This is a genomic window from Paenibacillus enshidis, assembly GCF_042136365.1.
Taxonomy (GTDB): Bacteria; Bacillota; Bacilli; order Paenibacillales; family Paenibacillaceae; genus Paenibacillus; species Paenibacillus enshidis.
Genome location: NZ_JBHHMI010000022.1, coordinates 39,236 through 64,326, shown reverse-complemented (window position 1 = coordinate 64,326; position 25,091 = coordinate 39,236). Strand labels below are relative to the sequence as shown.

General features: G+C 48.4%; 40 protein-coding genes. 3 read left to right on the top strand and 37 right to left on the bottom strand.

The window, feature by feature from the left end; all coding sequences use genetic code 11:
• Positions 1-356: 356 nt before the first annotated feature.
• Positions 357-578, bottom strand: coding sequence for a hypothetical protein (locus tag ACE41H_RS19705; protein WP_375357271.1), 222 nt, complete (start codon positions 576-578; stop codon positions 357-359).
• A 225-nt stretch (positions 579-803) separates the two neighbouring features.
• On the bottom strand, positions 804-1,391 hold the full coding sequence (locus tag ACE41H_RS19700; protein ID WP_375357270.1) for a stage II sporulation protein M: 588 nt from the start codon (positions 1,389-1,391) through the stop codon (positions 804-806).
• Between the two features lie 127 nt (positions 1,392-1,518).
• Here ACE41H_RS19700 and pdaB point away from each other — a divergent pair, with 127 nt between their 5' ends.
• On the top strand, positions 1,519-2,325 hold the full coding sequence (gene pdaB / locus ACE41H_RS19695; protein WP_375357269.1) for a polysaccharide deacetylase family sporulation protein PdaB: 807 nt from the start codon (positions 1,519-1,521) through the stop codon (positions 2,323-2,325).
• Positions 2,326-2,485: 160 nt separating this feature from the next.
• Positions 2,486-3,172, top strand: coding sequence for a spore germination lipoprotein GerD (gerD, locus tag ACE41H_RS19690; protein WP_375357268.1), 687 nt, complete (start codon positions 2,486-2,488; stop codon positions 3,170-3,172).
• A gap of 64 nt (positions 3,173-3,236) precedes the next feature.
• Here gerD and salA read toward each other — a convergent pair whose 3' ends face one another.
• The 4 genes from salA to ACE41H_RS19670 form a co-directional block, all read right to left on the bottom strand.
• Positions 3,237-4,328: an iron-sulfur carrier protein/transcriptional regulator SalA gene (salA, locus tag ACE41H_RS19685; protein ID WP_375357267.1), complete on the bottom strand. Its 1,092-nt coding sequence runs from the start codon at positions 4,326-4,328 to the stop codon at positions 3,237-3,239.
• Positions 4,329-4,404: 76 nt separating this feature from the next.
• On the bottom strand, positions 4,405-5,172 hold the full coding sequence (gene cwlD, locus ACE41H_RS19680; protein WP_375357266.1) for an N-acetylmuramoyl-L-alanine amidase CwlD: 768 nt from the start codon (positions 5,170-5,172) through the stop codon (positions 4,405-4,407).
• Between the two features lie 67 nt (positions 5,173-5,239).
• On the bottom strand, positions 5,240-6,409 hold the full coding sequence (sat, locus tag ACE41H_RS19675; protein WP_375357265.1) for a sulfate adenylyltransferase: 1,170 nt from the start codon (positions 6,407-6,409) through the stop codon (positions 5,240-5,242).
• A gap of 23 nt (positions 6,410-6,432) precedes the next feature.
• The gene (locus ACE41H_RS19670) at positions 6,433-7,125 is read right to left on the bottom strand and encodes a phosphoadenylyl-sulfate reductase (protein ID WP_375357264.1); all 693 of its coding nucleotides are present in this window, start codon (positions 7,123-7,125) and stop codon (positions 6,433-6,435) included.
• Positions 7,126-7,482: 357 nt separating this feature from the next.
• Between ACE41H_RS19670 and ACE41H_RS19665 the strand changes: the two genes are divergently transcribed.
• Complete coding sequence (locus tag ACE41H_RS19665; protein WP_375357263.1) at positions 7,483-9,195, top strand: NAD-dependent malic enzyme; 1,713 nt, start codon at positions 7,483-7,485, stop codon at positions 9,193-9,195.
• Positions 9,196-9,355: 160 nt separating this feature from the next.
• Here the strand turns inward: ACE41H_RS19665 and rpsI are convergent, their stop codons facing one another.
• The 31 genes from rpsI to rplB all read right to left on the bottom strand — a co-directional run bounded on the left by rpsI (position 9,356) and on the right by rplB (position 25,074).
• Positions 9,356-9,748, bottom strand: coding sequence for a 30S ribosomal protein S9 (gene rpsI / locus ACE41H_RS19660; RefSeq protein ID WP_375357262.1), 393 nt, complete (start codon positions 9,746-9,748; stop codon positions 9,356-9,358).
• Between the two features lie 19 nt (positions 9,749-9,767).
• Positions 9,768-10,205, bottom strand: coding sequence for a 50S ribosomal protein L13 (gene rplM, locus ACE41H_RS19655; protein WP_375357261.1), 438 nt, complete (start codon positions 10,203-10,205; stop codon positions 9,768-9,770).
• A 205-nt stretch (positions 10,206-10,410) separates the two neighbouring features.
• Entirely contained in the window at positions 10,411-11,196 is a 786-nt protein-coding gene (gene truA, locus ACE41H_RS19650; protein ID WP_375357260.1) for a tRNA pseudouridine(38-40) synthase TruA, read from the bottom strand.
• 77 nt (positions 11,197-11,273) lie between these two features.
• On the bottom strand, positions 11,274-11,429 hold the full coding sequence (locus ACE41H_RS19645; RefSeq protein ID WP_375357259.1) for a hypothetical protein: 156 nt from the start codon (positions 11,427-11,429) through the stop codon (positions 11,274-11,276).
• Between the two features lie 277 nt (positions 11,430-11,706).
• A complete protein-coding gene (rplQ, locus tag ACE41H_RS19640; RefSeq protein WP_305753562.1) occupies positions 11,707-12,072 on the bottom strand; it encodes a 50S ribosomal protein L17 in 366 nt (121 codons plus the stop codon).
• 33 nt (positions 12,073-12,105) lie between these two features.
• On the bottom strand, positions 12,106-13,050 hold the full coding sequence (locus ACE41H_RS19635) for a DNA-directed RNA polymerase subunit alpha (RefSeq protein ID WP_305753563.1): 945 nt from the start codon (positions 13,048-13,050) through the stop codon (positions 12,106-12,108).
• Between the two features lie 136 nt (positions 13,051-13,186).
• Positions 13,187-13,582, bottom strand: coding sequence for a 30S ribosomal protein S11 (rpsK, locus tag ACE41H_RS19630; RefSeq protein ID WP_076315711.1), 396 nt, complete (start codon positions 13,580-13,582; stop codon positions 13,187-13,189).
• 19 nt (positions 13,583-13,601) lie between these two features.
• Positions 13,602-13,970 (bottom strand): 30S ribosomal protein S13, encoded by a 369-nt coding sequence (gene rpsM / locus ACE41H_RS19625; protein WP_355325481.1) that lies wholly within the window; start codon positions 13,968-13,970, stop codon positions 13,602-13,604.
• Positions 13,971-13,991: 21 nt separating this feature from the next.
• A complete protein-coding gene (rpmJ, locus tag ACE41H_RS19620; RefSeq protein ID WP_003333770.1) occupies positions 13,992-14,105 on the bottom strand; it encodes a 50S ribosomal protein L36 in 114 nt (37 codons plus the stop codon).
• A gap of 124 nt (positions 14,106-14,229) precedes the next feature.
• The gene (gene infA, locus ACE41H_RS19615) at positions 14,230-14,445 is read right to left on the bottom strand and encodes a translation initiation factor IF-1 (protein WP_006212898.1); all 216 of its coding nucleotides are present in this window, start codon (positions 14,443-14,445) and stop codon (positions 14,230-14,232) included.
• 2 nt (positions 14,446-14,447) lie between these two features.
• Positions 14,448-14,756, bottom strand: coding sequence for a hypothetical protein (locus ACE41H_RS19610; protein WP_375357258.1), 309 nt, complete (start codon positions 14,754-14,756; stop codon positions 14,448-14,450).
• A gap of 9 nt (positions 14,757-14,765) precedes the next feature.
• On the bottom strand, positions 14,766-15,518 hold the full coding sequence (map, locus tag ACE41H_RS19605; protein ID WP_375357257.1) for a type I methionyl aminopeptidase: 753 nt from the start codon (positions 15,516-15,518) through the stop codon (positions 14,766-14,768).
• Between the two features lie 5 nt (positions 15,519-15,523).
• A complete protein-coding gene (locus tag ACE41H_RS19600; protein ID WP_375357256.1) occupies positions 15,524-16,168 on the bottom strand; it encodes an adenylate kinase in 645 nt (214 codons plus the stop codon).
• Between the two features lie 90 nt (positions 16,169-16,258).
• Positions 16,259-17,557, bottom strand: coding sequence for a preprotein translocase subunit SecY (gene secY, locus ACE41H_RS19595; protein WP_375357255.1), 1,299 nt, complete (start codon positions 17,555-17,557; stop codon positions 16,259-16,261).
• Positions 17,557-17,997, bottom strand: coding sequence for a 50S ribosomal protein L15 (gene rplO, locus ACE41H_RS19590; protein WP_375357254.1), 441 nt, complete (start codon positions 17,995-17,997; stop codon positions 17,557-17,559). The genes secY and rplO overlap by 1 nt, the downstream gene beginning before the upstream one ends.
• 40 nt (positions 17,998-18,037) lie before the next feature.
• Entirely contained in the window at positions 18,038-18,223 is a 186-nt protein-coding gene (gene rpmD, locus ACE41H_RS19585; protein WP_375357253.1) for a 50S ribosomal protein L30, read from the bottom strand.
• A gap of 12 nt (positions 18,224-18,235) precedes the next feature.
• The gene (rpsE, locus tag ACE41H_RS19580; protein WP_375357252.1) at positions 18,236-18,733 is read right to left on the bottom strand and encodes a 30S ribosomal protein S5; all 498 of its coding nucleotides are present in this window, start codon (positions 18,731-18,733) and stop codon (positions 18,236-18,238) included.
• Between the two features lie 27 nt (positions 18,734-18,760).
• The gene (gene rplR, locus ACE41H_RS19575; protein WP_375357251.1) at positions 18,761-19,129 is read right to left on the bottom strand and encodes a 50S ribosomal protein L18; all 369 of its coding nucleotides are present in this window, start codon (positions 19,127-19,129) and stop codon (positions 18,761-18,763) included.
• A 114-nt stretch (positions 19,130-19,243) separates the two neighbouring features.
• Positions 19,244-19,786 (bottom strand): 50S ribosomal protein L6, encoded by a 543-nt coding sequence (gene rplF / locus ACE41H_RS19570; protein WP_375357250.1) that lies wholly within the window; start codon positions 19,784-19,786, stop codon positions 19,244-19,246.
• A 31-nt stretch (positions 19,787-19,817) separates the two neighbouring features.
• On the bottom strand, positions 19,818-20,216 hold the full coding sequence (rpsH, locus tag ACE41H_RS19565; protein WP_375357249.1) for a 30S ribosomal protein S8: 399 nt from the start codon (positions 20,214-20,216) through the stop codon (positions 19,818-19,820).
• Between the two features lie 32 nt (positions 20,217-20,248).
• Positions 20,249-20,434 (bottom strand): type Z 30S ribosomal protein S14, encoded by a 186-nt coding sequence (locus ACE41H_RS19560; RefSeq protein ID WP_013312154.1) that lies wholly within the window; start codon positions 20,432-20,434, stop codon positions 20,249-20,251.
• Positions 20,435-20,502: 68 nt separating this feature from the next.
• Positions 20,503-21,045 carry a 50S ribosomal protein L5 gene (gene rplE, locus ACE41H_RS19555; RefSeq protein WP_375357248.1) on the bottom strand — a complete coding sequence of 181 codons (543 nt, stop codon included), beginning with the start codon at positions 21,043-21,045 and terminating at the stop codon, positions 20,503-20,505.
• A gap of 30 nt (positions 21,046-21,075) precedes the next feature.
• A complete protein-coding gene (gene rplX / locus ACE41H_RS19550) occupies positions 21,076-21,432 on the bottom strand; it encodes a 50S ribosomal protein L24 (protein WP_375357247.1) in 357 nt (118 codons plus the stop codon).
• Between the two features lie 78 nt (positions 21,433-21,510).
• Positions 21,511-21,879: a 50S ribosomal protein L14 gene (gene rplN, locus ACE41H_RS19545; RefSeq protein WP_305753576.1), complete on the bottom strand. Its 369-nt coding sequence runs from the start codon at positions 21,877-21,879 to the stop codon at positions 21,511-21,513.
• A gap of 35 nt (positions 21,880-21,914) precedes the next feature.
• On the bottom strand, positions 21,915-22,178 hold the full coding sequence (gene rpsQ / locus ACE41H_RS19540; RefSeq protein ID WP_375357246.1) for a 30S ribosomal protein S17: 264 nt from the start codon (positions 22,176-22,178) through the stop codon (positions 21,915-21,917).
• A 49-nt stretch (positions 22,179-22,227) separates the two neighbouring features.
• Entirely contained in the window at positions 22,228-22,425 is a 198-nt protein-coding gene (rpmC, locus tag ACE41H_RS19535; protein WP_355325528.1) for a 50S ribosomal protein L29, read from the bottom strand.
• Complete coding sequence (gene rplP, locus ACE41H_RS19530; protein ID WP_305753579.1) at positions 22,415-22,849, bottom strand: 50S ribosomal protein L16; 435 nt, start codon at positions 22,847-22,849, stop codon at positions 22,415-22,417. Before rplP ends, rpmC begins: the two co-directional genes overlap by 11 nt.
• Positions 22,850-22,851: 2 nt before the next feature.
• Positions 22,852-23,517: a 30S ribosomal protein S3 gene (gene rpsC, locus ACE41H_RS19525; RefSeq protein ID WP_355325532.1), complete on the bottom strand. Its 666-nt coding sequence runs from the start codon at positions 23,515-23,517 to the stop codon at positions 22,852-22,854.
• Between the two features lie 13 nt (positions 23,518-23,530).
• Positions 23,531-23,863, bottom strand: a complete 333-nt coding sequence (gene rplV / locus ACE41H_RS19520) for a 50S ribosomal protein L22 (RefSeq protein ID WP_375357245.1) — start codon at positions 23,861-23,863, stop codon at positions 23,531-23,533.
• Positions 23,864-23,898: 35 nt separating this feature from the next.
• Entirely contained in the window at positions 23,899-24,177 is a 279-nt protein-coding gene (rpsS, locus tag ACE41H_RS19515; RefSeq protein WP_375357244.1) for a 30S ribosomal protein S19, read from the bottom strand.
• A 66-nt stretch (positions 24,178-24,243) separates the two neighbouring features.
• A complete protein-coding gene (gene rplB, locus ACE41H_RS19510) occupies positions 24,244-25,074 on the bottom strand; it encodes a 50S ribosomal protein L2 (protein ID WP_305753583.1) in 831 nt (276 codons plus the stop codon).
• Positions 25,075-25,091 lie beyond the last annotated feature (17 nt).

Sequence of the window (25,091 nt, the reverse complement as noted above, 5' to 3'; positions counted from 1 at the left end):
CTGAGTGAATCAAATTGGGTGAGTCTATTGCAAAAGCGATTAAGCTCATTTGAATCTGACGAGATTAATATCTCATTTTTCGCTCCGCCATTTATTCTGTCATAGACACAAACCAAATGGCTTCGCAGATCGGTTTTACGATGTAAAACCTACTCACTCGTTGTTCAGTTTTCAAAGATCAAACACTTGTTTTTCATCATCACCGCATCTCAGCGGCGACTTTTATAATATATCATTTATCCTTCTCTTTGGCAAGAACTTTTTTCAAAAAAGTTTTTTTGGATTGATAACAGCCATTCGAAGAACGAAAATCAATTTATCATAGAATGCCGGCGGAAGTCAACGGAAAATTGCATTTACTCTGATATCTTGCCCCTGATAGCATATTTCGACAACTCTTTTGGAGCTGCGAGGCGGGCATACATCCGAAACACAGTTTTGTAGCGCAAAGCAATCGCATTGCGAATATCCTGATCCAGTCTTTTATCACTCATATCCAGCAGCATCTCGTCCAATTCCCGACGAAGGACATAGTTAAGTTCTTTGCACTCTTTTTCGTTAAACAGCATACCCATCATGTGCGATCATGCTCCCTTGTCGTTATATTCTTAAGTATCCTGGTGAAATCGGTTATATGCCGTAACGCCCTCCGCCTTCAATCTATTACATGGCTTATGTCTGTATAGTTGTTCCATCGTTTACCGTTTTTTAAACGGATTTTAATAAAGTTCAAACTAATCTCTTTAAATTTAGCCGGGCCGAGCCCTCATCATTACATTCGACCCAGCATATATGCCGCCTTTTCAGCCTCTCATTAAGCTGTAAGATACCGTGCTTTCTATAATGGCTGCGATGAACAGGAGAATAACGACCCAAAGTGCAACATTCCACGTCTGCCTCATAAAGGCTGGCCAGGACATTTCGGATTTCACTCTGCTGCTTCCCCTCTTGACTCCTCTGCGGATCGATGACATGACCATTCCGCCAAACTTTAAGCCATACGCGCAAGCAATCAATAATACCGGAAGCTCGATAATACCGTGCGGCAGCAGACCTTTGATAATCAGTTCATACAGATTTACGGCAGAGTTTGCAGCCATCCAGTGCATCAGAAAACCGATGACCATACCGTTCATAACAATAAAAACAACTGGAATGATGCCAAATGCAGCCCCAAGAAACATCACAAGGACACACTTAATGGCATTATTGAAAAAGATAAAGACGAAAAAACTAAGCTGCGCATTACCCGACTCCTGCAGTCTTCCCGCTACCTGCCCAAGCCCCTCAATCTGCTGTTTGAGAATCTGCTCAATAACCCCCGTACTAATCCAGCCCAGGCCTATGCTCGCGCAAAACAGTATAACAGTGAACAGTAAAACTCCCTTCATCGAATTCAAGATTCTCAAAAATGTACCGAAACCCAAAGCCAATCCCTCCAATCTATAATCATAAAAAAGATGGCCATGCATAGTGTAAAGTAAACAAGCTACTCTTCGGGAAAGGGGATCAAGGTGCATGAATTCTTTCTTTTATGTATTAAACGGCAAAAAAATCAAACGGTTTCTTATCGGCTTCGCAGCTGCTGTTTTTGCCATCGGCATCGTATATGTGGAACGCAGCAATATCAGTGTCTTTTCAGAGGAAGCACCGGCGGCTATATACAGTGTACCGACTGAGAAAAAGGTCATCGCCCTGACCTTTGACATTAGCTGGGGCGATAAACGGACGGCCCCCATTCTGGAGGTCTTGAAGGAGAAGAAGCTGCAGAAAGCAACCTTTTTCTTATCCTCGCCCTGGGGCAAAACCCATCCGGAGCTTGTAAAGCAAATTGTGGACAGCGGGTATGAAATCGGGAGCCATGGACACAAACATGAAAACTATACAAGTCTCAGCGATGAAGAGATACGCCGCCAAATTACGACAGCTCATACGATGTTAACCGACCTGACCGGAAAGGAGCCCAAACTCATTCGCCTGCCCAACGGGGATTTTGATAAAAGAGTGCTGCAGATTGCGACCGAGTTAGGCTATACAACGATTCAATGGGACACGGATTCCCTGGACTGGAAGAACCCAGGCACCCAGAAAATCATTGACCGCGTTGTATCCAGAGCCCACCCGGGGGACATCGTGCTGCTTCATGCCAGTGATTCTTCCCAGCAGACTCACGAGGCTCTGCCTGTCATCATCGACAAGTTGCGCGAGCAAGGCTACGAGTTCGTAACGGTATCGGAGCTGCTGCAGCAAGGCACACAACAGGGAAAAGAAGTCAGGGATCAAGCGATGCTGCAGCAGGCCATTGAAGACGCAGCAGGCATGTAAACTCCATAATACGCCATCCAACAGCCGACCGAGTCGGCTGCTTTTCGCTTACACAGATTATTTTACTCCATCTCATCAATATTCCAAAAAGGCGGCAACATATTTCAGCCCCAGCGACCACATACTATGCACAGTCACTTCACAAGGAGGGTATAGATTCATGAAATGGCCGCATTATCGACTGATATGCGCAATACTTTGCATCGGAGCCGTATTGTCGGGCTGCGGATCTGAAAATTATTCATCTCCTCCACAGCCCAGTTATAAAGAAATGAAAACCATGGTTGTAGATATTCTTAAAAGTGATGAAGGAAAAAAAGCGGTCGAGGAAGCCATGAGTGGTGGAGGCGGGAGCTCTGCAGAGGGAGGATCGGGTGGTACAACGGGCATGAAAATGCTTATGTCTTCATCAGCCTCCGGCGATATCAAGACAGCGGTCAAGGACACACTGACTTCACCCGAGTACCAGAAGGAATTCGAGAAAATTATGACCGATCCGAGATTCGCCGGAGAATTCGCCAAAACCATAAACAAGCAGAACAAGGAGCTGCACATGCAGTTAATCAAGGACCCGACTTATCAGAAATCGGTACGGGAAATGCTTAAATCGCCCGACGTCAGCACAATGATGCTTGATATGACTAAAACCCCCGAATACCGCAAGCAAACCATGACCATCATGCAGGAGGCTATGCAAAACCCCCTTTTCCGTCTAGAGGTGATGAATCTTTTGAAAACGGTAGTCCAAGAGGAGCTTCAGCCAAAAGAAAAGAAAAAAGGCGGAGGCGACGGTCAAAAAGCAGAGCAAGGCGGCGACAGCTCAGGCCAGGGCGGGGAAAGCGGATAATACTGAAAAGGACAGCCCGACAGCCGAGCCGGTTCTGTCCTTTATTTTTTTGCAGCAGCATGATTCAGCTGTTCTCAAGCCCGATTACATGCTTTGCGATCTGATCATACAGTTGTCCATGCTCGGTATGCGCCTTATAGACTGATGGTGAAAAATCGGGCTCGGACGGATGATTATCCGGAGCCCCGAGCGGAATTTGGGCAAGCAGAGGAACATGCAGCGTCTCTGCCAGCAGGGCACCGCCTCCTCTTCCGAACACATAGTCCTTTTCCCCTGTTCCGGACTGGTAGTAAGCCATATTCTCCACCACTCCCAGCACCTCATGATTCGTCTGCAAGGCCATGGCGCCAGCACGGGCAGCGACATAAGCAGCGGTAGCATGCGGGGTAGTGACGATAATTTCCTTGCTGTGCGGAATCATCTGGTGAACGTCCAGGGCAATATCACCCGTTCCAGGCGGCAAATCGAGCAGCATGTATTCCGGCCGTCCCCAATTCACATCGCTGAAAAACTGGCGCAGCATTCGCCCCAGCATCGGACCACGCCAAATGACCGGGTTATTCTCTCTGACAAAGAAACCCATGGACATCACTTTCACGCCAAAACGTTCAACCGGCTCAATGACGCCATCCTCTACAACCGGAAACTCTTCGATGCCCATCATGTCAGGAACACTGAATCCGTAGATATCCGCATCAATAATGGCCACACGTTTTCCGTTGCGGGCCAGTGCCGCAGCAAGGTTGACGGTTACCGTAGATTTGCCTACACCGCCCTTACCGCTAGCGATCGCAATGAAGCGAACGCCTGACTGCGGATCAAGCAGCTCATGCCCCTCCATCCCGGCTGCATGTCCTTTCGTAAGCACAGGATCGTTCTGATCCGGTTTCTCTCCTGCCAGCGCCCGTTCATGCTCCGAGGCCTCACGAAACCGTATATGAATATTTGAAGCCCCGGCATGGTCCAGAGCTCCCCTGATCTCCTGGTCCAGCTTGCTTCTGATCTCTTCGTTGTCCGTTACCAATACGACGGTCAAAGAGACTTGATTGTCACGGACGACAATATCGCGTATAAACTCCAATTCCGTCAAGCTTGCGCCGCTGCTCGGCTCCTGTATACGCTGAAGCGCCTCCAAGACCTGTTCTCTAGCCAGCATTAACGAGATCACCCCTGCTTCGAATAATTGAAATGCACTTCTGCCTGCGCTGACCTCATTATAGCATTATCCCCCGCTACTTGCCTGCTGGCAGAGTGACGCGCTCACCGGAGCTGTAACGCAGAATCCCTTTATAGACCGCCGCGGATATTTGACGCTGGTACGCCTCATTCGCCAGCAGCCGTGCTTCCCCCGGATGCGACAGGAAGCCAATCTCCACGAGGGCTGAAGGCATCTTAAGCGCCTGCAGGAGATAGACGGTGTCTACTGTCTTGGCAACCCGGTCCGTATTCTCCATATTGCGGCGGATTTCATCCTGTATCAGGGCCGCCAATGAAGCGTTGTCCGCATGGCTTGGGTAATAAAAGGTTTGGGCGCCGCTCCATCTGCTCGACGGAACACTGTTCATATGGATGCTGAGAAAGAGGTCTGCATTATATTCCTCAATCAGGCGCACACGCTGCTTGAGGTCCTCGGTTTTACGCCTGGAATATCCCTGAGTGGACTCATCCGCAAGGTCCCGATCATCCTCGCGGGTCAGCTTGACCACCGCTCCGGCCTGCTGCAAATAGTCTCGAAGGTAGAGTGTGATCGCAAGATTGATATCCTTCTCGATGACCCCCTCCTTGCTCACAGCTCCCCCATCCGGACCGCCGTGGCCGGCATCCAGTACAATAACCTTCCCGGCCAGAGGCAGGCTCCAATAGTTCCAGGTTGTCGTCGCAGGGATATCCGATACGGTCAGGGTCATGAAAAGAAGCAGCAAGCATAAACTGAGCAGCCATCTTTTTAGCGTACGGTAGCGAATCCATAAGGTAATGTTGCAGTTTCGATATTTGAGCACAAAAAAACGCCTCCGTTCCCATACAGATACTATTGATCTATATGGGACAAGGCGGACAAATAGTACATCAAGAGCTAATTTGCTGAGACATGCCTTCAATGAGAATTTGCGCTACCTCCGGTCTCGTAAATTCCGGCGGCGGGCAGACGCCGTCGCGCAGCAATCCGCGCACCTTCGTGCCTGACAAGGTCAGGTGTTCTTCTGGCAAATGTGGACATGTTTTGCTGGAGGCCATGTTACCGCATTTTTTACAGAAGAAGCTGTGCTCAAAGAACAATGGGGTAATGCCCAGTTCCTCAGCCGTAAAGTTGCTAAAAATCTCCTGAGCCTCATAGGTGCCGTAGTAATCTCCCACACCTGCATGATCCCGTCCGACAATAAAGTGGGTGCAGCCATAGTTTTTACGAACCATCGCATGGAAAATCGCCTCGCGCGGACCTGCATAACGCATCGCTGCCGGAAACACGCCCAGGAAGGTGCGATTGGCGGGATAATAATGCTCCAGCAGAGCCAAATAACTATTCATGCGTACATCGGCTGGTACGTCATCCGACTTCGTCTCACCGACGAGCGGATTCAGAAATAGCGCATCTACAATTTCCATGGCGCTCTTCTGAATATACTCATGCGCACGGTGAACAGGATTGCGTGTCTGAAAGCCCACAACAGTCTTCCAGCCCTGCTCGGCAAAGCGGCGGCGAGTGTCGGCAGGGTCAAAATAGAATTCACCGAACTTGGCCGGCTGCGGTCTGTTCAATACGTGTACAGGTCCGCCCACGTAGGTGGAAGGGCGCTCAAACAGCTTCTTTACTCCAGGGTGCTCAGGATCATCGGTTTTAAAGACCCGTCGTGCTTCTTCCCCCTGATCGACCTGGTATAAGCTGGTTACGTCCAAAATTCCGTAGATGATCCCGTCTTCTTCTCCGACCAGCGCCGCCTGTTCACCAACAGTGAAAGACGCCGCTGTCGCCTCATCTACTGCAAGTGTAATTGGTATGCTCCATACCGTGCCGTCTGCCAGACGCATTCGTTCCACAACGGAACGGTAATCTTGCTCATTCATAAACCCGGTTAGAGGGGAAAAGGCCCCTACCCCAATGAGGTCCAGATCGGAGATTGTCCAGGCGTTAACACGGATTGCGGGGAGCTGCTTCGCCTTTTGCAGAAGAGCCTCCCGTTCTTCACCCTCTGCCAGTCGGTTAATCAGAGTCCCCCCGTGCGGAAGTATTGCGGTCATATCATGATCTCTCCTTCTACGAATTATTTATGCAGCCCGCATTCGGTTTTATCGTTACCTGACCAGCGGCCTGCGCGAGGATCTTCCCCTGGAGCAACAGGACGTGTGCAATGCTCGCATCCGATGCTCGGATAGTTCTGGTCATGCAGGGGATTATAAGTGACATTGTTGGTTCGGATATAATTCCACACATCCTCTGAAGTCCAGTCAGCCAGCGGATTGAATTTGACGAGGCCGAATTTTACGTCATATTCGATTTTTTTCGCATTGGCACGGGTTGGGGCCTGATCACGGCGAATGCCTGTAATCCATGCTTCATATTGGGACAGAATGCGTGTCAACGGTTCAACCTTGCGGATATTGCAGCAAGTATTAGGATCAGACTTCCACAGTTCCTCCCCGTGCTGTGTCGCCTGCTCCTCAGGGGTCAGTTGCGGAGATACCCGCACAAATTCCATTTGATATTTATCCATCATCTGATCTCGTGTCTCGTAGGTTTCCTTGAAATGAAAATCGGTATCTAAATAAAACACATCCGTGGAGGGACTTATCTTTTGCAGCATATCAACCAGCACGACATCCTCTGCGCCGAAGCTGCAGGCAAAGGTAATATTCGGAAAGGTCTCAACGGCGTAACGAATTACTTCTTCCGGGCTGGCATGCTCAAGCTCTTCCGCTTTCACTTGAATTAATTGTTCCTTCTCCAATAAGTTCACGGTGGAAAACGCCTCCTTTTCAATCCCAACTAAACAAATAAGAATTATAAATTCAGTATAAAACTTTCTATCTAAATGTCAATGTGGAAAAAAGTGAATTATGCTGCCAAATCAGAGATTTAACTTTGGTAATATAGGGTTTTTATCATGAAGATAAAAAAGGTTGATTACAATGATTTCCTGACCGAAAAAACGTGAATATATCAAGGTTTTTCAGAAAAATCCGCTATAGTTAATACAGCAGTTGGAATTTTATTCATTTGACCTTTACAAAGCGATTTCTTAGAATAAGAACGCATTTCAGACGTACCAGGTATTTAAATACATGTTATGGAGTAAAGGAAAGAAGGTTTTGTAGTGGAAGCATTTTATGTTAACGAAGACGGTTCTCTTTCAACCCCGCTAAAAGGCAAGGATGTGCTGGCCAATCCCCTGCTGAATAAAGGAGTTGCTTTTTCGCATGAAGAACGGCGCGAATTGGGGCTCGAGGGGGTTTTGCCTCCTACGGTGCTGACGCTTGATGAACAGGCGGATCGCGCCTACAGGCAGTTTCTTGCCCAACCAACCATGCTGCGCCGCAACGCCTCACTGAATGATTTGTATAACCGAAATGTCGTTTTATATTACAGGCTGCTAACCGATCATCTGAGCGAAATGCTGCCTGTTGTGTATACACCAACGGTAGGACAGGCCATCCAGGAATACAGCCATGAGTATCATCGGCCTGGTGGCGTCTATTTATCAATAGATAACCCAAAAGGCATTAAAGAGGCCTTCTGCAATACTGGCTTGAGCTCTGATGATGTGGATCTGATCGTCGTTACCGATTCTGAGAGCATTCTCGGCATAGGGGACTGGGGAGTCGGGGGCATTAATATCGCCATCGGCAAGCTGGCCGTATATACCGCAGCTGCGGGAATTCATCCCGGACGGGTTCTTCCGGTAGTGCTTGATGTGGGGACGAATAATGAGAAGCTGTTGGCTGACCCTCTTTATATCGGAAACCGTCATCATCGGGTGCGTGGGGAGCAATATCATCAGTTCATAGATTCTTTCGTTCAAATAGCGCTTGAGCTTTATCCAGACGCTCTGCTTCACTGGGAGGATTTTGGCAATGTAAATGCCCGCAATATTATTGAAAAATACGGGACTCAAATGCTTACATTTAATGATGATATTCAGGGAACCGGAGCCGTGACACTTGCCGCGGTCATATCTGCCCTTAAAGTAACCCAGGTCCCTCTGGCCGAGCAGCGGATCGTTGTCTTCGGTCCCGGGGCAGCCGGCATAGGCAATGCCGATCAAATTCTTGACGCCATGATGCGGAGCGGCCTGTCGGAGCAAGAAGCGCGAGGCTGCTTCTGGGCCTACGACTATCGCGGTTTATTAACGGATGAAACGGAGCATGTGCTCGGTTTTCAGAAGCCATATGTCCGTAAAGCATCTGAAGTCCATGAATGGAACCGCAGCCCAGATGGTACAATAACACTGCTTGAAGTCATTCGTCAGGTTAAACCGACGATGCTGATCGGAACGTCCGGTTCTGCCGGTGCTTTTTCCGAGGAAGTGGTCAGGGAAATGGCCAAACATGTCGAGCGTCCAATTATTATGCCGATGTCCAATCCTACACTGCTTGCCGAGGCGATTCCTGAAGAACTGATCCGTTGGACGGACGGCAAAGCGTTGATTGCTACAGGCAGCCCTTTTGAGCCTGTCGCTTATAATGGAACAACTTATGAAATCGGCCAATCGAACAATGCGTTTGTTTTCCCGGGTCTGGGCCTGGGTGCGATCGCCGTGAAAGCCCGCGTGATTACAAGCGGAATGTTTACGGCCGCTGCAGAAGCCGTTGCGCGCATGGTGGATCTGTCCCAGCCTGGGGCAGCCCTGCTGCCTAATATCAGCCAGCTGCGCGAAGTGTCGCTTGCTGTTGCGGAGGCCGTAGCTCAGGCGGCGATTAATGATAACGTCGCCCGTGTGCGTCCGAATGACGTCCGTCAGGCTATTGATCGTTTAATTTGGGAGCCAGCCTACCGGAGGGTAAAAGCTGTTATGCCTTTACCTGTTTAATATTTCGTACATATGAAATGTAAAGCCTTGAAACTCAGCTTCCTGCGCAGTTCACTGCTCCTTTGCATGAACTCACAGGGAGCTCTTTTTTATTTGGGCCTGCCAAAAAGCCCCTGGCCAAAAGGCCAAGGGCTTGGTGATCCTTGAAATACAAGGAATATTAACGTTTCGAGAACTGAGGCGCACGACGAGCGGCTTTGAGACCGTATTTTTTACGTTCTTTCATCCGTGGGTCACGAGTCAGGAAGCCAGCTTTTTTCAGAGCTGGACGGAACTCTGGGTCTGCTTTGAGCAGAGCGCGGGAGATCCCATGACGGATTGCGCCGGCTTGACCAGAAATACCGCCGCCATGAGCGATAACGATGACGTCATAGTTTCCAGCTGTTTCAGTCAGGTTCAACGGTTGCTTTACGATCATTTTCAGTGTTTCCACACCGAAATATTCATTGATATCACGTTTGTTAATGACAATGCGTCCTTCACCCGGTACGAGACGAACACGAGCCACCGAATGTTTACGACGACCTGTCCCATAGTATTGTACTTGTGCCATGAAACTGCCCTCCTTTTAATTAACCGCGAAGTTCGTAAACTTCAGGTTTTTGTGCTGCATGTGGATGCTCAGTGCCTTTGTAAGCTTTCAGTCTCAGCTTCATTTTCTCGCCCATGCGAGTTTTCGGAAGCATACCGTGAACAGCCAGCTCCAGCATACGTTCAGGCTTGTTTTTCACCATATCTTGAGCGGTCGTTACTTTCAGACCACCTGGATGCAGGGAGTGACGATAGTATTTTTTGTTCTCCATCTTTTTGCCTGTCAGAACGATTTTCTCCGCATTGATGACAACAACGAAATCGCCGCCGTCCACATGTGGAGTAAATTCAGGCTTGTGTTTGCCGCGGATCAACGCAGCCGCTTCACTGGCCAGACGACCAAGCGTTTTGCCTTCAGCATCAATAATATGCCATTTGCGCTCAACTTCACTTGGCTTAGCCATATACGTAGTACGCATGGAAAGTTTCCTCCTTCAGATCGCTCACAATTATGAAATTCATCTTTTTTCAAAAGTCTCATTTATCTTCGTTCATTAAGTCATTGCATTTGTGATGGATAGATGTTGCTATAAGGTGTAAATCTTAACTGGGGCTGTGGGAAAGCCATTAAGAAAACACAACTTATATGTTACATGATTTCTATACATTCCGCAAGCAAAAAACTCAAGTTTTTTGGACGTTTTCATCATATTCCACATTCCACAGCATCAGCCCGTACGCGACAGCCGTAGGCCCCGCTTTGATGCGATCCTTGGCCTCCAGAATGGCAGGAATATCCTCAGGCGACTTTTTACCTTCGCCCACGTCCATCAGCGTTCCGACCATAATCCGAACCATATGCTGAAGAAAGCCGCTGCCGGTCACATACGTATGGATGATTCCTTGATCATCCGAGCCAGGACGTGAAAAGGAATAATCGACTGTTATATAGGCCTCATAAACGGTCCGTACATGATTGAGTTTCTGTGACTGAGTGGACGCAAACGAGGTATAGTCATAGGTGCCGACCATCAGTTGCAGCGCCTTGCGCATCGCTTCAATATCCAGACGCGTAGGGTGATGAAACTGCGTGCGGCGATGAAAAATATCCGGAAAACGGTTAGCATTAATACTATAACGGTACGTCTTCCGTTTGGCCATGTGGCGTGCATGAAACGACAGCGGAACCTCTTTCGCATCCGTAAGAATAATATCCTCCGGCAGCCAGGCGTTCAGCGCCAGACACCAGCGGTGGATCGGAATAGGTGATTCGGTCATAAAATTAAAGACCTGACCGTAAGCATGCACTCCCGCGTCCGTGCGGCCTGAGGCCGTGAGTTTGACCTTCTCTCCCGTTAAGGAGTAGATGGCACTTTCTATATGATCCTGGATCGTATTGCCATCCGGCTGTGTCTGAAAGCCGTGATAGCCGGTTCCGTCATAGTTCACTCTCATGCAAATATTCCGCATGTTCCTAACACACCTTAGCATTTAAATCAGCAAGCTCTCCGAAAGCTTGCTGTTGATCTTTACGAGCCGTTGCTTCGTCAGCTATGCCTCCACATATTGCGAAACGCTGATCCGATATGAGGATCAGTCGTTTCGCCGTCATAGCGAAGCGCTGGCCCGAAGTAGGCCGGTCGCTTCGCAATTCCCGCGGAGCGCTGGCCCACAGCAGGCCAGTCGCTCCGCCCCGCTCGCATGAAAGGCTCTCCTGAATCGCTGCCCATGGGGTAGTGATTCAGGAGAGAGCCGCTCCTACACCAAAAGCCCTGTATCCCGCCATATTCCCGCCATACACCAAAATTTGCGGGGGTCCAGGGGGTCGCAGACCCCGCTGGGGTCCCCCTTGGCTAAGGGGGATTTAGGGGGATCGAAAAACATATAAAAGGAGAAGCCCACACAGAGCTTCCCCTACAGAGAAAAAAGGGCTGCTCAGAATCAACCGACTCTGCCCACCCTTTCCTCATCCATACCTGCTTACGCGCGGTCAACCAGTTCCAGGTAAACCATTGGAGCGGCGTCGCCACGACGAGGTCCCAGCTTCAGGATACGAGTGTATCCACCTGGACGCTCGGCATAACGAGTAGCCAGTTCGCTAAACAGTTTTTGAATTGCGTCCTGCTCACCATCCAAAGTTTCACGGCGAACGTATGCAGCTACCTGACGGCGTGCATGCAGATCTCCCTGTTTTGCTTTGGTGATCAGTTTTTCAGCAATAGAACGAACTTCTTTAGCTTTCGCTTCCGTAGTCTGGATACGCTCGTACAAGAACAAGTCAGTTACCATGTCACGGAACAAAGCTTTACGGGCACTGGAGTTGCGGCCCAGTTTTTGATATGCCATGTTTTTCCCCTCCTTCTTACAAACGTTGCTGTCCTACTCTTCCGTACGGAGTCCTAAACCAAGTTCCTCGAGCTTCTCTTGAACCTCTTCCAAAGACTTGCGGCCCAAGTTGCGGACCTTCATCATATCTTCTTCCGATTTCGTGGTAAGCTCCTGTACTGTATTGATACCAGCGCGCTTGAGGCAGTTATAGGAACGGACGGAGAGATCCAGCTCTTCAATCGTCATTTCCAGAACTTTTTCTTTCTTGTCTTCCTCTTTTTCAACCATGATCTCAGCATCTTTGGCTTCGTCGGTCAAACCAACAAACAGCATCAAATGCTCAGTCAGGATTTTAGCCCCAAGACTGACAGCCTCTTCAGGCCGAATGCTTCCGTCGGTCCATACTTCCAGTGTCAGCTTGTCATAGTTGGTCACTTGGCCTACACGCGTATTTTCCACACCGTAGTTTACGCGGGAAATCGGAGTGTAGATGGAATCGACAGGGATTACGCCAATTGGCTGATCCTCACGCTTGTTACGATCTTGCTTAACATAGCCGCGTCCGCGATTGGCGAAAATACGCATGTGAAGTCTCGAACCTGGTCCAAGCGTAGCGATATGAAGATCCGGATTCAGAATTTCAACATCGCTGTCCGCACGAATATCCCCTGCCGTTACGGCTCCTTCGCCTTCCGCGTCGATTTCGAGCACTTTCTCTTCATCGGAGTGGATCTTGAGCGACAAAGCTTTCAGGTTAAGAATGATCTCCGTTACGTCTTCCATTACGCCAGGAACCGTTGCAAATTCGTGTAAAACCCCATCAATCTGTACTGATGTGACTGCCGCACCCGGCAGGGAGGAGAGCAAAATACGGCGAAGCGAGTTGCCCAGCGTCGTACCATATCCGCGTTCCAAAGGTTCTACCACGAATTTCCCGTAGGTGCCATTATCATTGACGTCAACCGTCTCAATTTTCGGCTTTTCGATTTCAATCACTGCAATATCCCTCCTTCAAAACGTCGCTCCCATAATGAAACATTCACCTTATCCAAACTTTACCATGCAGTATGCCTAAACAACCATTCTTGGCAGAATGCGCCGGTTTTATACTACACGCTGAGGGAAAATCTCATTAGACACGACGGCGTTTTGGAGGACGGCATCCGTTATGAGGAACCGGAGTCACGTCTTTAATCAGGTTAACTTCGAGACCTGCAGCTTGCAGCGAACGGATAGCTGCTTCACGGCCTGCGCCTGGTCCTTTAACCATAACTTCAACAGTTTTCATGCCGTGCTCCATTGCAGCCTTGGCAGCTGTTTCAGCAGCCATTTGCGCTGCGAACGGAGTGGATTTACGGGAACCGCGGAATCCCAGACCGCCGGAGCTGGCCCAAGAGATTGCGTTACCGTGCGGATCCGTGATGGTAACGATCGTGTTATTGAACGTGGAACGGATGTGTGCCACGCCGGATTCGATATTTTTACGGTCACGACGTTTTGTACGTACGACTTTTTTCGGTTTAGCCATTGAATGTTATCCTCCCTTCTTATTTCTTTTTATTTGCTACAGTACGACGAGGTCCTTTACGTGTACGGGCATTCGTTTTTGTACGTTGACCACGAACAGGCAAACCACGACGGTGACGAATACCGCGGTAGCAGCCGATCTCAGTCAGACGTTTAATATTCAAGGAAATTTCACGACGCAGGTCGCCTTCCACTTTAACCGCTTTATCGATCGTTTCACGTAATTTGCTCACTTCATCTTCCGTCAAGTCACGAACACGAGTGTCCGGATTGATGCCTGTTTCTTTCAGAACTTTTTGGGAAGTCGTTTTACCGATTCCGAAAATGTAAGTCAAGGCGATCTCAACGCGTTTGTCACGTGGCAAATCCACACCAGCTATACGAGCCATTTTACGCTACACCCCCTTCTATTAACCTTGTTTTTGTTTGTGCTTCGGATTTTCGCAAATAACCATTACATTCCCTTTGCGGCGAATGACTTTGCACTTTTCGCAAATGGGTTTTACAGAAGGTCTTACCTTCATGTTCATTCCCTCCTCCAAGCTCTGCCACCGGCACAGCTCGTATCGTAAGTCTTCTTAAAGAGTTTTGCGGAACATAACCTGTTGATTCAGATAGTGCTGATCTCCCAATGAGATCAAACACAATTTATTTACGGTAAGTTATACGACCTTTGGTTAAATCGTAAGGTGATAACTGTACGACCACTTTGTCGCCTGTCAGAATGCGGATAAAATGCATGCGCAGCTTTCCGGATACGTGAGCAAGAATCTGGTGACCGTTCTCAAGCTCCACTTTGAACGTCGCGTTCGGAAGCGGCTCAATCACCGTACCTTCCACTTCAATGACATCTTCCTTGGCCAAAATTAGTCTCCTTTCTCTTCAGCGTGAAATTCGGCAGATTCCAGAAAACGGTTCACCGCAAAACGCAGCTTGCCGTTGGTAACCCGGCCACTTTCATTCAAACTGTTTACTACCTCGCTGCTGATCATCGGCTGGGGCTCCAGGTGAAGAATATTCTTCTTCTTGGCCTGGTCAAACTTCCGTTTGTCCCCGTCCGCAATATATACAAACCTGCTGTCCGCAATGGAAACGACGACCGCTGCCTGGCCGGCATCTCTGCCTTTCAGGATTTTCACAAGCTGACCTATTTGCAGGCTGCCTTGATCTTTCATCAATATCACCTACGAATTCAGTGTAGTGAAAATTTCCATGCCGTCCGGGGTTACTGCCACTGTATGCTCGAAATGGGCACACAATGACCCGTCCACCGTCACGACCGTCCAGTTGTCTTCCAGCGTCCTTACATGGCGGGCTCCGGCGTTAACCATCGGTTCAATCGCCAGCACCATGCCGGGTTTCAGTCTCGGTCCCCGATCAGCAATCCCGTAGTTTGGAATCTGCGGTTTCTCATGCAGCTTGGCTCCTATACCGTGTCCGACATATTCCCTCACTACCGAAAAACCAGCATCCTCAATATATTTCTGTATCGCATGCGATATAGTAAACAAGCGAACATCCGGTTTGACAAGTGCCAGTCCCGCCATCAGGGCCCCTTCCGTCACATCCAATAACCGCCTTGCATCTGATGAGATGCTGCCGACTGGATACGTCCAAGCGGAATCCCCATGGTACCCCCGGTACTGTGCGCCAATGTCAAACGTAACGATATCACCTTCGTTTAATGTGCGGCTGCCGGGAAATCCGTGAACCAGTTGTTCGTTGACTGAAGCGCAAATACTGGCAGGAAAACCATTATAACCTTTAAAAGACGGCACAGCTCCTTGACTGCGAATGTACTGATCAGCCATATGATCGAGTTCCCCTGTAGTTATGCCAGGCTCAATATGTTCGGCCAGTAGGCGATGACAATCCGCAACGATCCGCCCGGCTTCCCTCATAAAGCTCAATTCCGTTTCGGACTTGCAAATGATCATTACAGTTAACCCCGCAGCAAGGATACGATATCAGTGGAGACTGCATCGATATCCTGCTCCCCGTCTATTTGACGCAGAAGACCTTTATTCTCATAAAACGTGAGGAGTGGTGCTGTTTTGTTACTGTACTCGTCAAGCCGTTTTCCTACGCTCTCTTCGTTGTCGTCAGAGCGCTGGTACAGCTCGCCGCCGTCTTTATCGCAAATGCCTTCAACCTTGGGCGGATTAAATATCATGTGATAGGTCGCTCCGCAGGTTTTGCAAATACGCCGTCCGGTAATCCGCGCCATTAAACGGTCACGGTCTACTTTCAAATCAACGACATGATCGAGTTTGGTGCTCAGCCGACCAAGAATTTCGTCCAACGCTTCAGCCTGGGCCAGAGTTCTTGGAAATCCGTCCAGCAAGAATCCTTTCTCGCAGTCTGGCTGTTGGAGCCTTTCTTCGACAATGCCAATCGTAACATCATCCGGAACGAGTTCACCGCGTTCGATGTACTCCTTCGCTTTCACTCCGATTGGAGTTCCAAGCTTCATGGCCAGACGAAAAGCGTCTCCGGTTGAAATGTGAGGGATGCCGAACTCATTTACGATGACACCCGCTTGTGTTCCTTTTCCAGCCCCGGGAGGGCCCATGATAAGAATGTTCACAACCTGTCACTCCCTCAAGACGACCCCTACACAAGAAACAGCACAATAGGTGCCGTTGACAAGCAAATGACCTGTCCCGGAACCTATCGCCTATTTATTGATGAAGCCTTTGTAATGGCGTTTAATCAATTGGCTTTCGATCTGCTTCATGGTATCCAATGCCACACCGATGATGATGAGCAGTGAAGTACCGCCGATTTGCACCGAACGAGGCAGACCCGAAAGTGCCCCCAAGAATACCGGCAACACGGAGATGACAGCCAGGAACAATGCTCCTGTCATCGTCAAACGCGACATGACGCGAGTCAGGTACGTCTCCGTTGCTTTCCCTGGACGGATGCCCGGAATATAACCGCCGTTCTTCTTCATGTTGTCTGCCATTTGCTGCGGATTCATCTGTACAAATGTATAGAAGAAAGTAAAGCCGATAATCATCACAATGTACAAAACCATACCGAGCGGCTTGTCATAGTACAGGTGGTTGGTTACCCACTTAGCCCATTGCATATCTGCCCAGAAGCTTGCAATAATGATCGGAAACTGCAACAATGACACTGCAAAGATCACCGGAATAACGCCCGCTGCATTGATCTTCATCGGAATATGCGTGTTTTGGCCGCCGTACATTTTGTTGCCGACTACCCTTTTCGCATATTGCACCGGAATTTTCCGAATCCCTTGTTGGATAAAGATAACTCCGACGACGACCAAAAGAATGACCAAAGCAATGATAATTGCTTTCAGAATATTCAGGAAGAGCTGATCCGCCTGAATGAACTGGGATTCAGCGATCGTTCGGATATGTCTCGGAATGCCGGCAGCGATGCCCGCAAAGATGATAATGGAAATACCGTTTCCGATTCCCTTCTCGGTGATCTGCTCACCAAGCCACATCAGGAACGTAGTACCGGCCGTCAGTACAATCGCAATCACAATAAAATCCGCAATGGTTGCCCCTGGAATCATTTCTGCGTTATACAGACGATTAAAGCCGATTGAAGTACCAAATGCCTGAATCAGAGCCAGTATAACCGTACCATAACGGGTTATCTGTGCCAACTTCTTTTTGCCATGCTCCCCTTGTTTAGCCCATTCCGCCAGTTTCGGAATGACGTCCATTGAAAGGAGCTGCACGATAATAGATGCCGTGATATACGGCACAATACCGAGGGCAAAGACCGAGAACTGATACAATGCACCCCCGGAGAAGGTGTTCAGAAGACCGAACAATTCGCTTCCTGCCTGATCGGTTGCCGTAAAGACATCCTTATTTACTCCCGGAACCGGAATGAAGGAGCCAATACGGAACACAATCAGGATCATCAGTGTGAAGAGGATGCGAGTGCGAAGATCTTCAACCCGCCATATATTCTTCAGGGTATTGAACATTAGATCACCTCGGTTTTACCGCCGGCAGCTTCGATTTTCTCTACCGCAGATTGAGAGAACTTGTTCGCTTTGACAGACAGCTTTACAGTGACTTCGCCGTTACCCAGAATCTTGATGCCGGATTTAGCGTTTTTCACAATACCGTTTTCCATCAGGAATTCAGGAGTCACTTCAGTACCTTCTGCAAAACTGTTCAGATCTTCGATATTCACAACTGCATACTCTTTACGAGTCGGATTTACGAAACCGCGCTTAGGCAAGCGACGATACAGTGGGTTTTGACCACCTTCGAAGCCAGGACGAACACCACCGCCGGAACGAGCGTTTTGACCTTTGTGACCGCGACCTGATGTTTTACCTGTACCGCTACTTGTACCGCGACCAACGCGTTTGCGTTCTTTGCGGGAGCCTGGAGCGGACGAAAGTTCATGTAACTTCATCGTTCGTTGCACCTCCTTGTTTTTGTTGGAAATCTATAACTTAAGCCTCGATTTCTTTAACAGAAACCAGATGGCTGACTTGATTGATCATCCCACGGATCGCAGGATTGTCGTTGTGAACCACTGTTTGGTTGATCTTGCGTAGACCAAGCGTGTTTACAGTCGTTCTCTGTGTACCTGGACGGCCGATCAATGAACGAACGAGAGTAATTTGCAGTTTGCTCATGCCATTTCCTCCTTAGCCGCGCAGCTCTTCGACAGTTTTACCGCGCAATTTCGCAACGTCTTCAGCGCGCTTCAAGCGGGACAAACCTTCCAAAGTCGCATTGACCATGTTCATGGAATTCGAAGAACCCAGAGATTTTGTCAAAATGTCGCCTACGCCAGCCAGTTCCAATACGGCACGAACCGGACCGCCGGCGATAACGCCAGTACCTTCGGATGCAGGTTTCAACAGCACACGGCCTGCTCCGAACTTACCTGTGATCTGATGAGGGACGGTTGTTCCTACGAGCGGAACATGAATCAGATTTTTCTTGGCATCTTCAATACCTTTGCGAATCGCATCAGGTACTTCGCCAGCTTTACCAATTCCGGCACCAACCCAGCCATTGCCGTCGCCGACAACAACCAATGCGCTGAAACTGAAACGGCGTCCGCCTTTTACAACTTTAGCAACACGATTAATATTTACAACTCTTTCAGTCAGTTCCAAAGTGTTAGGATCTACACGCAAGTCGTTAACCTCCTTTTGAAAAATGTCTTAAAACTCAAGTCCTGCTTCACGCGCAGCTTCAGCCAACGCTTGAATACGGCCATGATACAAGTAACCTCCGCGATCGAATACGATCTCGGAAACACCTTTTTCTTTTGCACGCTTAGCAACCAGTTCTCCGACTTTACGTGCGGATTCAACGCTGCCGCCGTTTTGGATCTCTCCGCTCAGTTCTTTGTCCAATGTCGAAGCTGCAGCAAGGGTTACACCTGCCACGTCATCGATCAGTTGAGCATAGATATGTTTGGAGGAACGGAACACGTTCAAACGAGGACGTGCTGCTGTTCCGGTGATTTTTTTACGAACACGCAGATGTCTTCTTACACGCGCTTTGTTTTTATCCTGTTTCGTAATCATTTTCTCGTTTCACTCCCTTCAGTTTGCCTTTACAGCTTTATCTCAAGACGCACTGGGTAAAAAAGAAACACACTGTCTCTCCGGAGGAAAGACCGCGCAAAGGCGGCAAGAACATTATTTCTTCTTACCGGCTTTACCTTCTTTACGAATAATGCGTTCACCTTCATACTTGATTCCTTTGCCTTTGTATGGCTCAGGCTCGCGAACGGAACGAATTTTAGCAGCATATGCGCCTACACGCTCTTTATCGATACCGCGAACGATGATTTTTGTATTCGAAGGAACTTCGAATTCAATGCCAGGTTCCGGAGCGATTTCTACCGGATGGGAGTATCCGACGTTCAAAACGACTTTATCTCCGGATTTGCTTGCACGATATCCGACCCCAACCAGCTCCAGAGATTTTGCAAAACCTTCCGTTACACCACTCACCATGTTGTTGACAACGGAGCGGGTTGTTCCGTGAAGGGAACGGTGAAGTTTGTTGTCCGAAGGACGAACAACATTAATTTCATTGTTCTCCACAGTGACCTTCATGTCTTTATGAAGCTCGCGTGTCAAAGTTCCTTTTGGGCCTTTAACCGTGATTACTGTGTTGTTCAGTGTGATATCCACACCACTTGGTACTGCGATTGGCTTGCGACCAATACGGGACATATGTTGCACCTCCTATCTTGTTAACGTGGTATTACCAAACGTAGCAAACAACCTCGCCGCCGGCTTTGGACTGACGTGCTTCTTTATCAGTCATTACACCTTTGGAAGTCGAAATAATCGCGATGCCCAGACCGCCGAGTACGCGAGGAACTTCGTTGCTCTTCGTGTACACGCGAAGACCTGGCTTACTGATTCTTTTCAGACCAGTGATGACACGCTCATTGTTGGCACCGTATTTCAGGAAAACACGGATAATCCCTTGTTTGTTATCTTCAATAAACTCCGCATCCCGGATAAAACCTTCACGTTTCAGGATATCGGCGATTTGCTTTTTCATTGTCGAAGCAGGCATTTCTACTGTTTCGTGACGAACTGTGTTCGCGTTACGAATACGAGTAAGCATATCTGCAATTGGATCAGACATAGTCATTGTGTGTAAACCTCCTTCCCGTACAGGACTTTTTACCAGCTTGCTTTTTTCACGCCAGGAATCTGGCCTTTATAAGCTAATTCACGGAAGCAAATTCTGCAGATCTTGAATTTTTGCAGCACCGAATGTGGACGACCGCAACGCTCGCAGCGAGTGTACGCACGAACTTTGAACTTCGGCGTGCGTTGTTGTTTAACTTTCATCGAAGTTTTTGCCACTTAGCCTGACACCTCCTAAATATTTTCGGAGAATTGGGTTATCATAAACCCACTACGTTAAGCCGACATTATTTTACAAAAGGCATTCCCAATTGAGCCAACAGCTCACGGGACTCTTCGTCGGTTTTGGCAGTCGTTACGATAACGATGTCCATACCGCGCACTTTATCAACTTTATCATACTCGATCTCAGGGAAGATCAGCTGTTCTTTCAGACCCAGTGTATAGTTGCCACGGCCGTCAAAGGCTTTGCTGGATACACCACGGAAGTCACGTACACGCGGAAGCGTGATGTTGAACAGTTTATCCAGGAAGTAGTACATACGCTCACCGCGCAGTGTTACTTTAACCCCGATCGGCATGTTCTCACGCAGTTTGAAACCGGCGATCGATTTCTTCGCACGTGTGATAACCGGTTTTTGACCGGCGATCAGTTGCATGTCGTTGACAGCCGAATCAAGCACTTTGGAGTTTTGAACAGCGTCGCCAACTCCCATGTTGATTACGACTTTCTCGATTTTTGGAACCTGCATAACCGTTGTATAGTTGAACTTCTGCATCAAAGCAGGAGTAATTTCATTCTGGTAACGTTCTTTCAATCTTGCTGCCATAAATTATAGGCCTCCTTTCTTGCAACAGTCTTATTTATCGATTTGTTCACCGGAACGTTTTGCAATACGCACTTTCTTACCGTTCTCCAGCACTTTGTAACCGATACGGGTTACTTTTCCGCTCTTAGGATCGATGTGCATAACGTTGGACACGTGGATCGGAGCTTCCTGCTCGATAATACCGCCTTGTGGATTTTGCTGGTTAGGCTTTTGGTGTTTTTTGATCATATTCACACCTTCCACGAGCACGCGGTTTTGACGAGGATAAGCAGCGATAACGCGACCTTTCTTACCTTTATCCTTACCGGTAATCACCATAACCGTATCGTCTTTTTTGACGTGAAGCTTGTTGTTGTGGGATTCCAGGACCTTTTTCACTTTTGGCATTTCGTACACCTCCTATTGCTTTCTTCATAACAAGGGGCTAAGAACTCGCTCTATTCGAAATTCCGCAGAATCTGTTATTTAGATAACTTCCGGTGCCAAGGAAACGATTTTCATGAAGTCTTTATCGCGAAGTTCACGAGCAACCGGTCCGAAAATACGTGTTCCACGCGGGCTTTTATCTTCTTTAACAACAACAGCTGCGTTTTCGTCAAATCCGATGTAAGACCCGTCCTTACGGCGAGTGGAACGCTTCGTACGAACCACAACCGCTTTAACAACGTCACCCTTTTTGACAACGCCGCCTGGTGTTGCTTGTTTTACGGAACAAACGATCAGATCACCGATTTGAGCCGTACGACGTCCCGTACCACCAAGTACGCGGATACACATCAATTCCTTCGCACCGGAGTTGTCAGCCACAGCCAAACGTGTAAATGGTTGAATCATTTAGATTTCCTCCTTTCGGCAAAACTGCAGGTTCATTAGATGATTACTGCTTTTTCAACGATCTCGACCAGTCTCCAGTTTTTATCCTTGGACAGAGGGCGAGTTTCCATGATTTTAACAGTATCACCGATTTGCGCAGTGTTGTTCTCATCATGAGCTTTGAACTTTTTAGTGTACTTGATGCGTTTATGGTACAGATCATGCTTCTTGTAGGTTTCTACAGCAACCACAATCGTTTTGTTCATTTTGTCGCTAACTACTTTGCCAACTTGCACTCTACGGGCATTACGTTCGCTCATTGTGGGCCTCCTTCCTGAATACATACGGAATATGGATCAAGCTGTGATCTTAGCTAATTCCAAGTTCTCTTTCACGAATCACGGTTTTTGCACGAGCAATATCCTTGCGCACATCACGGATGCGGACAGGATTGTCGAGCTGACCGGTAGCGAGTTGAAAGCGGAGGTTAAAGAGTTCTTCTTTAAACCCGGAAATTTTTTGCTCAAGTTCAGCAGTGGTTAGGTTACGAAATTCATTAGCCTTCATTTACTTCACCACCCAATTCTTCACGTTTCACAAACTTAGTTTTGATTGGCAGTTTGTGAGCGGCAAGACGCATAGCTTCACGAGCAACCTCTTCAGGCACACCTGCAAGCTCAAACATGATCTTACCAGGCTTCACAACTGCAACCCACTTTTCCACATTACCTTTACCGCTACCCATCCGCACTTCAAGAGGCTTTTGTGTAATCGGTTTGTCAGGGAAAATTTTAATCCAAACTTTACCGCCACGTTTGATGTAACGAGTCATCGCGATACGGGCGGATTCGATTTGACGGTTTGTGATCCATGATGGTTCCAGAGCTTGCAAACCGTATTCACCAAAGTTCAATGTTGTTCCGCCTTTAGCACGGCCTTTCATGTGACCGCGTTGCTGCTTGCGGTGTTTGACACGTTTTGGTACCAACATGATTAGTTGCCTCCTTCCTGAGCAGCTTGTTTCTTAGCCGTAGGAAGAACCTCTCCACGATAGATCCATACTTTTACGCCGATACGGCCATAAGTAGTATGAGCTTCAGCTGTACCATAATCAATGTCGGCACGAAGCGTGTGCAGTGGAACAGTTCCTTCACTGTAGCCTTCCGAACGAGCGATCTCAGCACCGCCAAGACGGCCGCCCACTTGAGTTTTAATCCCTTTTGCTCCGGCACGCATCGTTCTTTGGATCGCTTGTTTCAAAGCACGACGGAAGGAAACACGGCGTTCCAGCTGTTGTGCGATGCTCTCGGCAACCAGAATTGCGTCCAGCTCAGGGTTTTTAATTTCAGAAATGTTAATGTGAACTTTTTTACCGCCTGCGATCTTGGTAATTTCACCACGCAGATTTTCAACTTCAGAACCACCCTTACCGATAACCATGCCTGGCTTCGCAGTGTGGATTGTTACGTTGATGCGGTTCGCTGCTCTTTCGATCTCGATACGGGATACAGCGGAGTCTTTCAATTTATTTTTCAGGTGTTCACGAATTTTTACGTCTTCCAGCAGAAGATCACCGAAATCTTTGCCTGCGTACCATTTGGATTCCCAATCACGGATAATACCGATTCGGAGTCCGACGGGATTTACCTTTTGTCCCACACGTTTTCCCTCCTTATTTTTCAGATACCACCAAAGTGATGTGGCTGGTGCGTTTGTTAATCCGGCTTGCACGTCCCATTGCACGCGGACGGAAACGTTTCATCGTTGGACCTTGGTTGACGAATACTTCGGAAACAACCAGGTTGTTTACGTCCATGGAATAGTTGTGCTCCGCATTGGCAATTGCAGAGTTCAGCAGCTTTTCAACTACCGGAGAAGCAGCTTTAGGTGTGTGGCGAAGGATAGCTACCGCTTCACCCACTTGCTTACCGCGAATCAAGTCAATCACGAGTTTGACTTTACGGGCGGAGATCCGTATAGATCTAGCGTGTGCTTTTGCTTCCATTGAGTTTACCTCCTCTCAAACATGGCGCTCGTTCATTATCTTCTTGTTTTCTTGTCGTCGTCCGTGTGGCCTTTGTACGTGCGGGTTGGAGCGAACTCGCCCAGCTTGTGGCCAACCATATCTTCAGTTACGTATACAGGCACATGTTTACGGCCGTCGTATACACCGAAAGTGTGTCCGATGAACTGAGGGAAAATAGTAGAACGGCGGGACCAGGTTTTGACTACGACTTTCTTGTCCTGCTCGTTCAGCACCTCAACTTTTTTCAACAGGTATCCATCAACAAATGGACCTTTTTTAAGACTGCGGCTCATGTGTAAATCCTCCCTTCGTCAAACATTCGTCCTTGTGGCTCGTTCACGCATTATGCACAGCGTGCATTACTTCGTGCGGCGGCGAACGATGTATTTATCAGAAGCTTTACCTTTTTTACGCGTTTTGTAACCAAGAGTCGGTTTGCCCCATGGAGACATAGGCGATTTGCGTCCGATTGGAGCACGACCTTCACCACCACCGTGTGGGTGATCGTTAGGGTTCATTACTACCCCGCGGACTTCAGGACGTTGTCCCAACCAGCGGCTGCGTCCGGCTTTACCGATTTTCACGAGCTCATGGTCTTCGTTGCCTACGGAACCGATCGTAGCGCGGCAAACTTTCAGAATGCGGCGTACTTCACCGGAAGAAAGGCGGACAGTTACATACTTTTCTTCTTTACCGAGCAATTGAGCTTCCGTACCTGCTGCACGAACCAATTGTCCGCCTTTACCAGGTTTTAACTCAATGTTGTGGATAACCGTACCTACCGGAATGTTTTCCAGTGGAAGAGAATTACCGATTTTGATGTCGGAACCCGCTCCGGATACCACTTCGTCTCCTACTTTCAGACCTTTAGGAGCGATGATGTAACGTTTCTCGCCGTCCACATAGTGAATCAGTGCGATGTTGGAAGTCCGGTTCGGATCATATTCGATCGTAGCAACGCGGCCCGGTATTCCGTCTTTGTTACGTTTGAAGTCAATGATGCGGTATTTACGCTTATGTCCGCCGCCATGGTGACGAACCGTAATTTTACCTTGGTTGTTGCGGCCGGCTTTTTTGCTCAGAGGCGCCAGCAAGGATTTCTCCGGCTGATTTGTCGTGATCTCTTCAAAAGTAGAGACGGACATTGCGCGTCTAGCCGGGGATGTCGGTTTGTACTTTTTGATTGGCACTGAATTTCCCTCCTTAC

Excerpts from the sequence above, each read along its gene's own strand:
- ACE41H_RS19610 (WP_375357258.1), bottom strand. The coding sequence starts at position 14,756 with ATGAAAGATCAAGGCAGCCTGCAAATAGGTCAGCTTGTGAAAATCCTG.
- rplM (WP_375357261.1), bottom strand. The coding sequence starts at position 10,205 with ATGCGTACTACGTATATGGCTAAGCCAAGTGAAGTTGAGCGCAAATGG.
- gerD (WP_375357268.1), top strand. The coding sequence starts at position 2,486 with ATGAAATGGCCGCATTATCGACTGATATGCGCAATACTTTGCATCGGA.
- rplQ (WP_305753562.1), bottom strand. The coding sequence starts at position 12,072 with ATGGCATATCAAAAACTGGGCCGCAACTCCAGTGCCCGTAAAGCTTTG.
- sat (WP_375357265.1), bottom strand. The coding sequence starts at position 6,409 with ATGACCGCAATACTTCCGCACGGGGGGACTCTGATTAACCGACTGGCA.
- pdaB (WP_375357269.1), top strand. The coding sequence starts at position 1,519 with ATGAATTCTTTCTTTTATGTATTAAACGGCAAAAAAATCAAACGGTTT.
- rpsK (WP_076315711.1), bottom strand. The coding sequence starts at position 13,582 with ATGGCTAAACCGAAAAAAGTCGTACGTACAAAACGTCGTGACCGTAAA.
- rpsS (WP_375357244.1), bottom strand. The coding sequence starts at position 24,177 with ATGAGCCGCAGTCTTAAAAAAGGTCCATTTGTTGATGGATACCTGTTG.
- rpsH (WP_375357249.1), bottom strand. The coding sequence starts at position 20,216 with ATGACTATGTCTGATCCAATTGCAGATATGCTTACTCGTATTCGTAAC.
- rpsM (WP_355325481.1), bottom strand. The coding sequence starts at position 13,970 with ATGGCTCGTATAGCTGGTGTGGATTTGCCACGTGACAAACGCGTTGAG.
- rplP (WP_305753579.1), bottom strand. The coding sequence starts at position 22,849 with ATGTTGGTACCAAAACGTGTCAAACACCGCAAGCAGCAACGCGGTCAC.
- rplE (WP_375357248.1), bottom strand. The coding sequence starts at position 21,045 with ATGGCAGCAAGATTGAAAGAACGTTACCAGAATGAAATTACTCCTGCT.
- rpmD (WP_375357253.1), bottom strand. The coding sequence starts at position 18,223 with ATGAGCAAACTGCAAATTACTCTCGTTCGTTCATTGATCGGCCGTCCA.
- rplX (WP_375357247.1), bottom strand. The coding sequence starts at position 21,432 with ATGCCAAAAGTGAAAAAGGTCCTGGAATCCCACAACAACAAGCTTCAC.
- ACE41H_RS19700 (WP_375357270.1), bottom strand. The coding sequence starts at position 1,391 with ATGAAGGGAGTTTTACTGTTCACTGTTATACTGTTTTGCGCGAGCATA.
- rplN (WP_305753576.1), bottom strand. The coding sequence starts at position 21,879 with ATGATTCAACCATTTACACGTTTGGCTGTGGCTGACAACTCCGGTGCG.
- secY (WP_375357255.1), bottom strand. The coding sequence starts at position 17,557 with ATGTTCAATACCCTGAAGAATATATGGCGGGTTGAAGATCTTCGCACT.
- rplR (WP_375357251.1), bottom strand. The coding sequence starts at position 19,129 with ATGATTACGAAACAGGATAAAAACAAAGCGCGTGTAAGAAGACATCTG.
- rpsQ (WP_375357246.1), bottom strand. The coding sequence starts at position 22,178 with ATGAGCGAACGTAATGCCCGTAGAGTGCAAGTTGGCAAAGTAGTTAGC.
- rpsI (WP_375357262.1), bottom strand. The coding sequence starts at position 9,748 with ATGGCACAAGTACAATACTATGGGACAGGTCGTCGTAAACATTCGGTG.
- map (WP_375357257.1), bottom strand. The coding sequence starts at position 15,518 with ATGATCATTTGCAAGTCCGAAACGGAATTGAGCTTTATGAGGGAAGCC.
- rplV (WP_375357245.1), bottom strand. The coding sequence starts at position 23,863 with ATGGAAGCAAAAGCACACGCTAGATCTATACGGATCTCCGCCCGTAAA.
- rpmC (WP_355325528.1), bottom strand. The coding sequence starts at position 22,425 with ATGAAGGCTAATGAATTTCGTAACCTAACCACTGCTGAACTTGAGCAA.
- rpmJ (WP_003333770.1), bottom strand. The coding sequence starts at position 14,105 with ATGAAGGTAAGACCTTCTGTAAAACCCATTTGCGAAAAGTGCAAAGTC.
- rplF (WP_375357250.1), bottom strand. The coding sequence starts at position 19,786 with ATGTCCCGTATTGGTCGCAAGCCAATCGCAGTACCAAGTGGTGTGGAT.
- ACE41H_RS19705 (WP_375357271.1), bottom strand. The coding sequence starts at position 578 with ATGATGGGTATGCTGTTTAACGAAAAAGAGTGCAAAGAACTTAACTAT.
- rplO (WP_375357254.1), bottom strand. The coding sequence starts at position 17,997 with ATGAAGTTACATGAACTTTCGTCCGCTCCAGGCTCCCGCAAAGAACGC.
- truA (WP_375357260.1), bottom strand. The coding sequence starts at position 11,196 with ATGCGGAATATTTGCATGAGAGTGAACTATGACGGAACCGGCTATCAC.
- ACE41H_RS19645 (WP_375357259.1), bottom strand. The coding sequence starts at position 11,429 with ATGCGAGCGGGGCGGAGCGACTGGCCTGCTGTGGGCCAGCGCTCCGCG.
- salA (WP_375357267.1), bottom strand. The coding sequence starts at position 4,328 with ATGCTGGCTAGAGAACAGGTCTTGGAGGCGCTTCAGCGTATACAGGAG.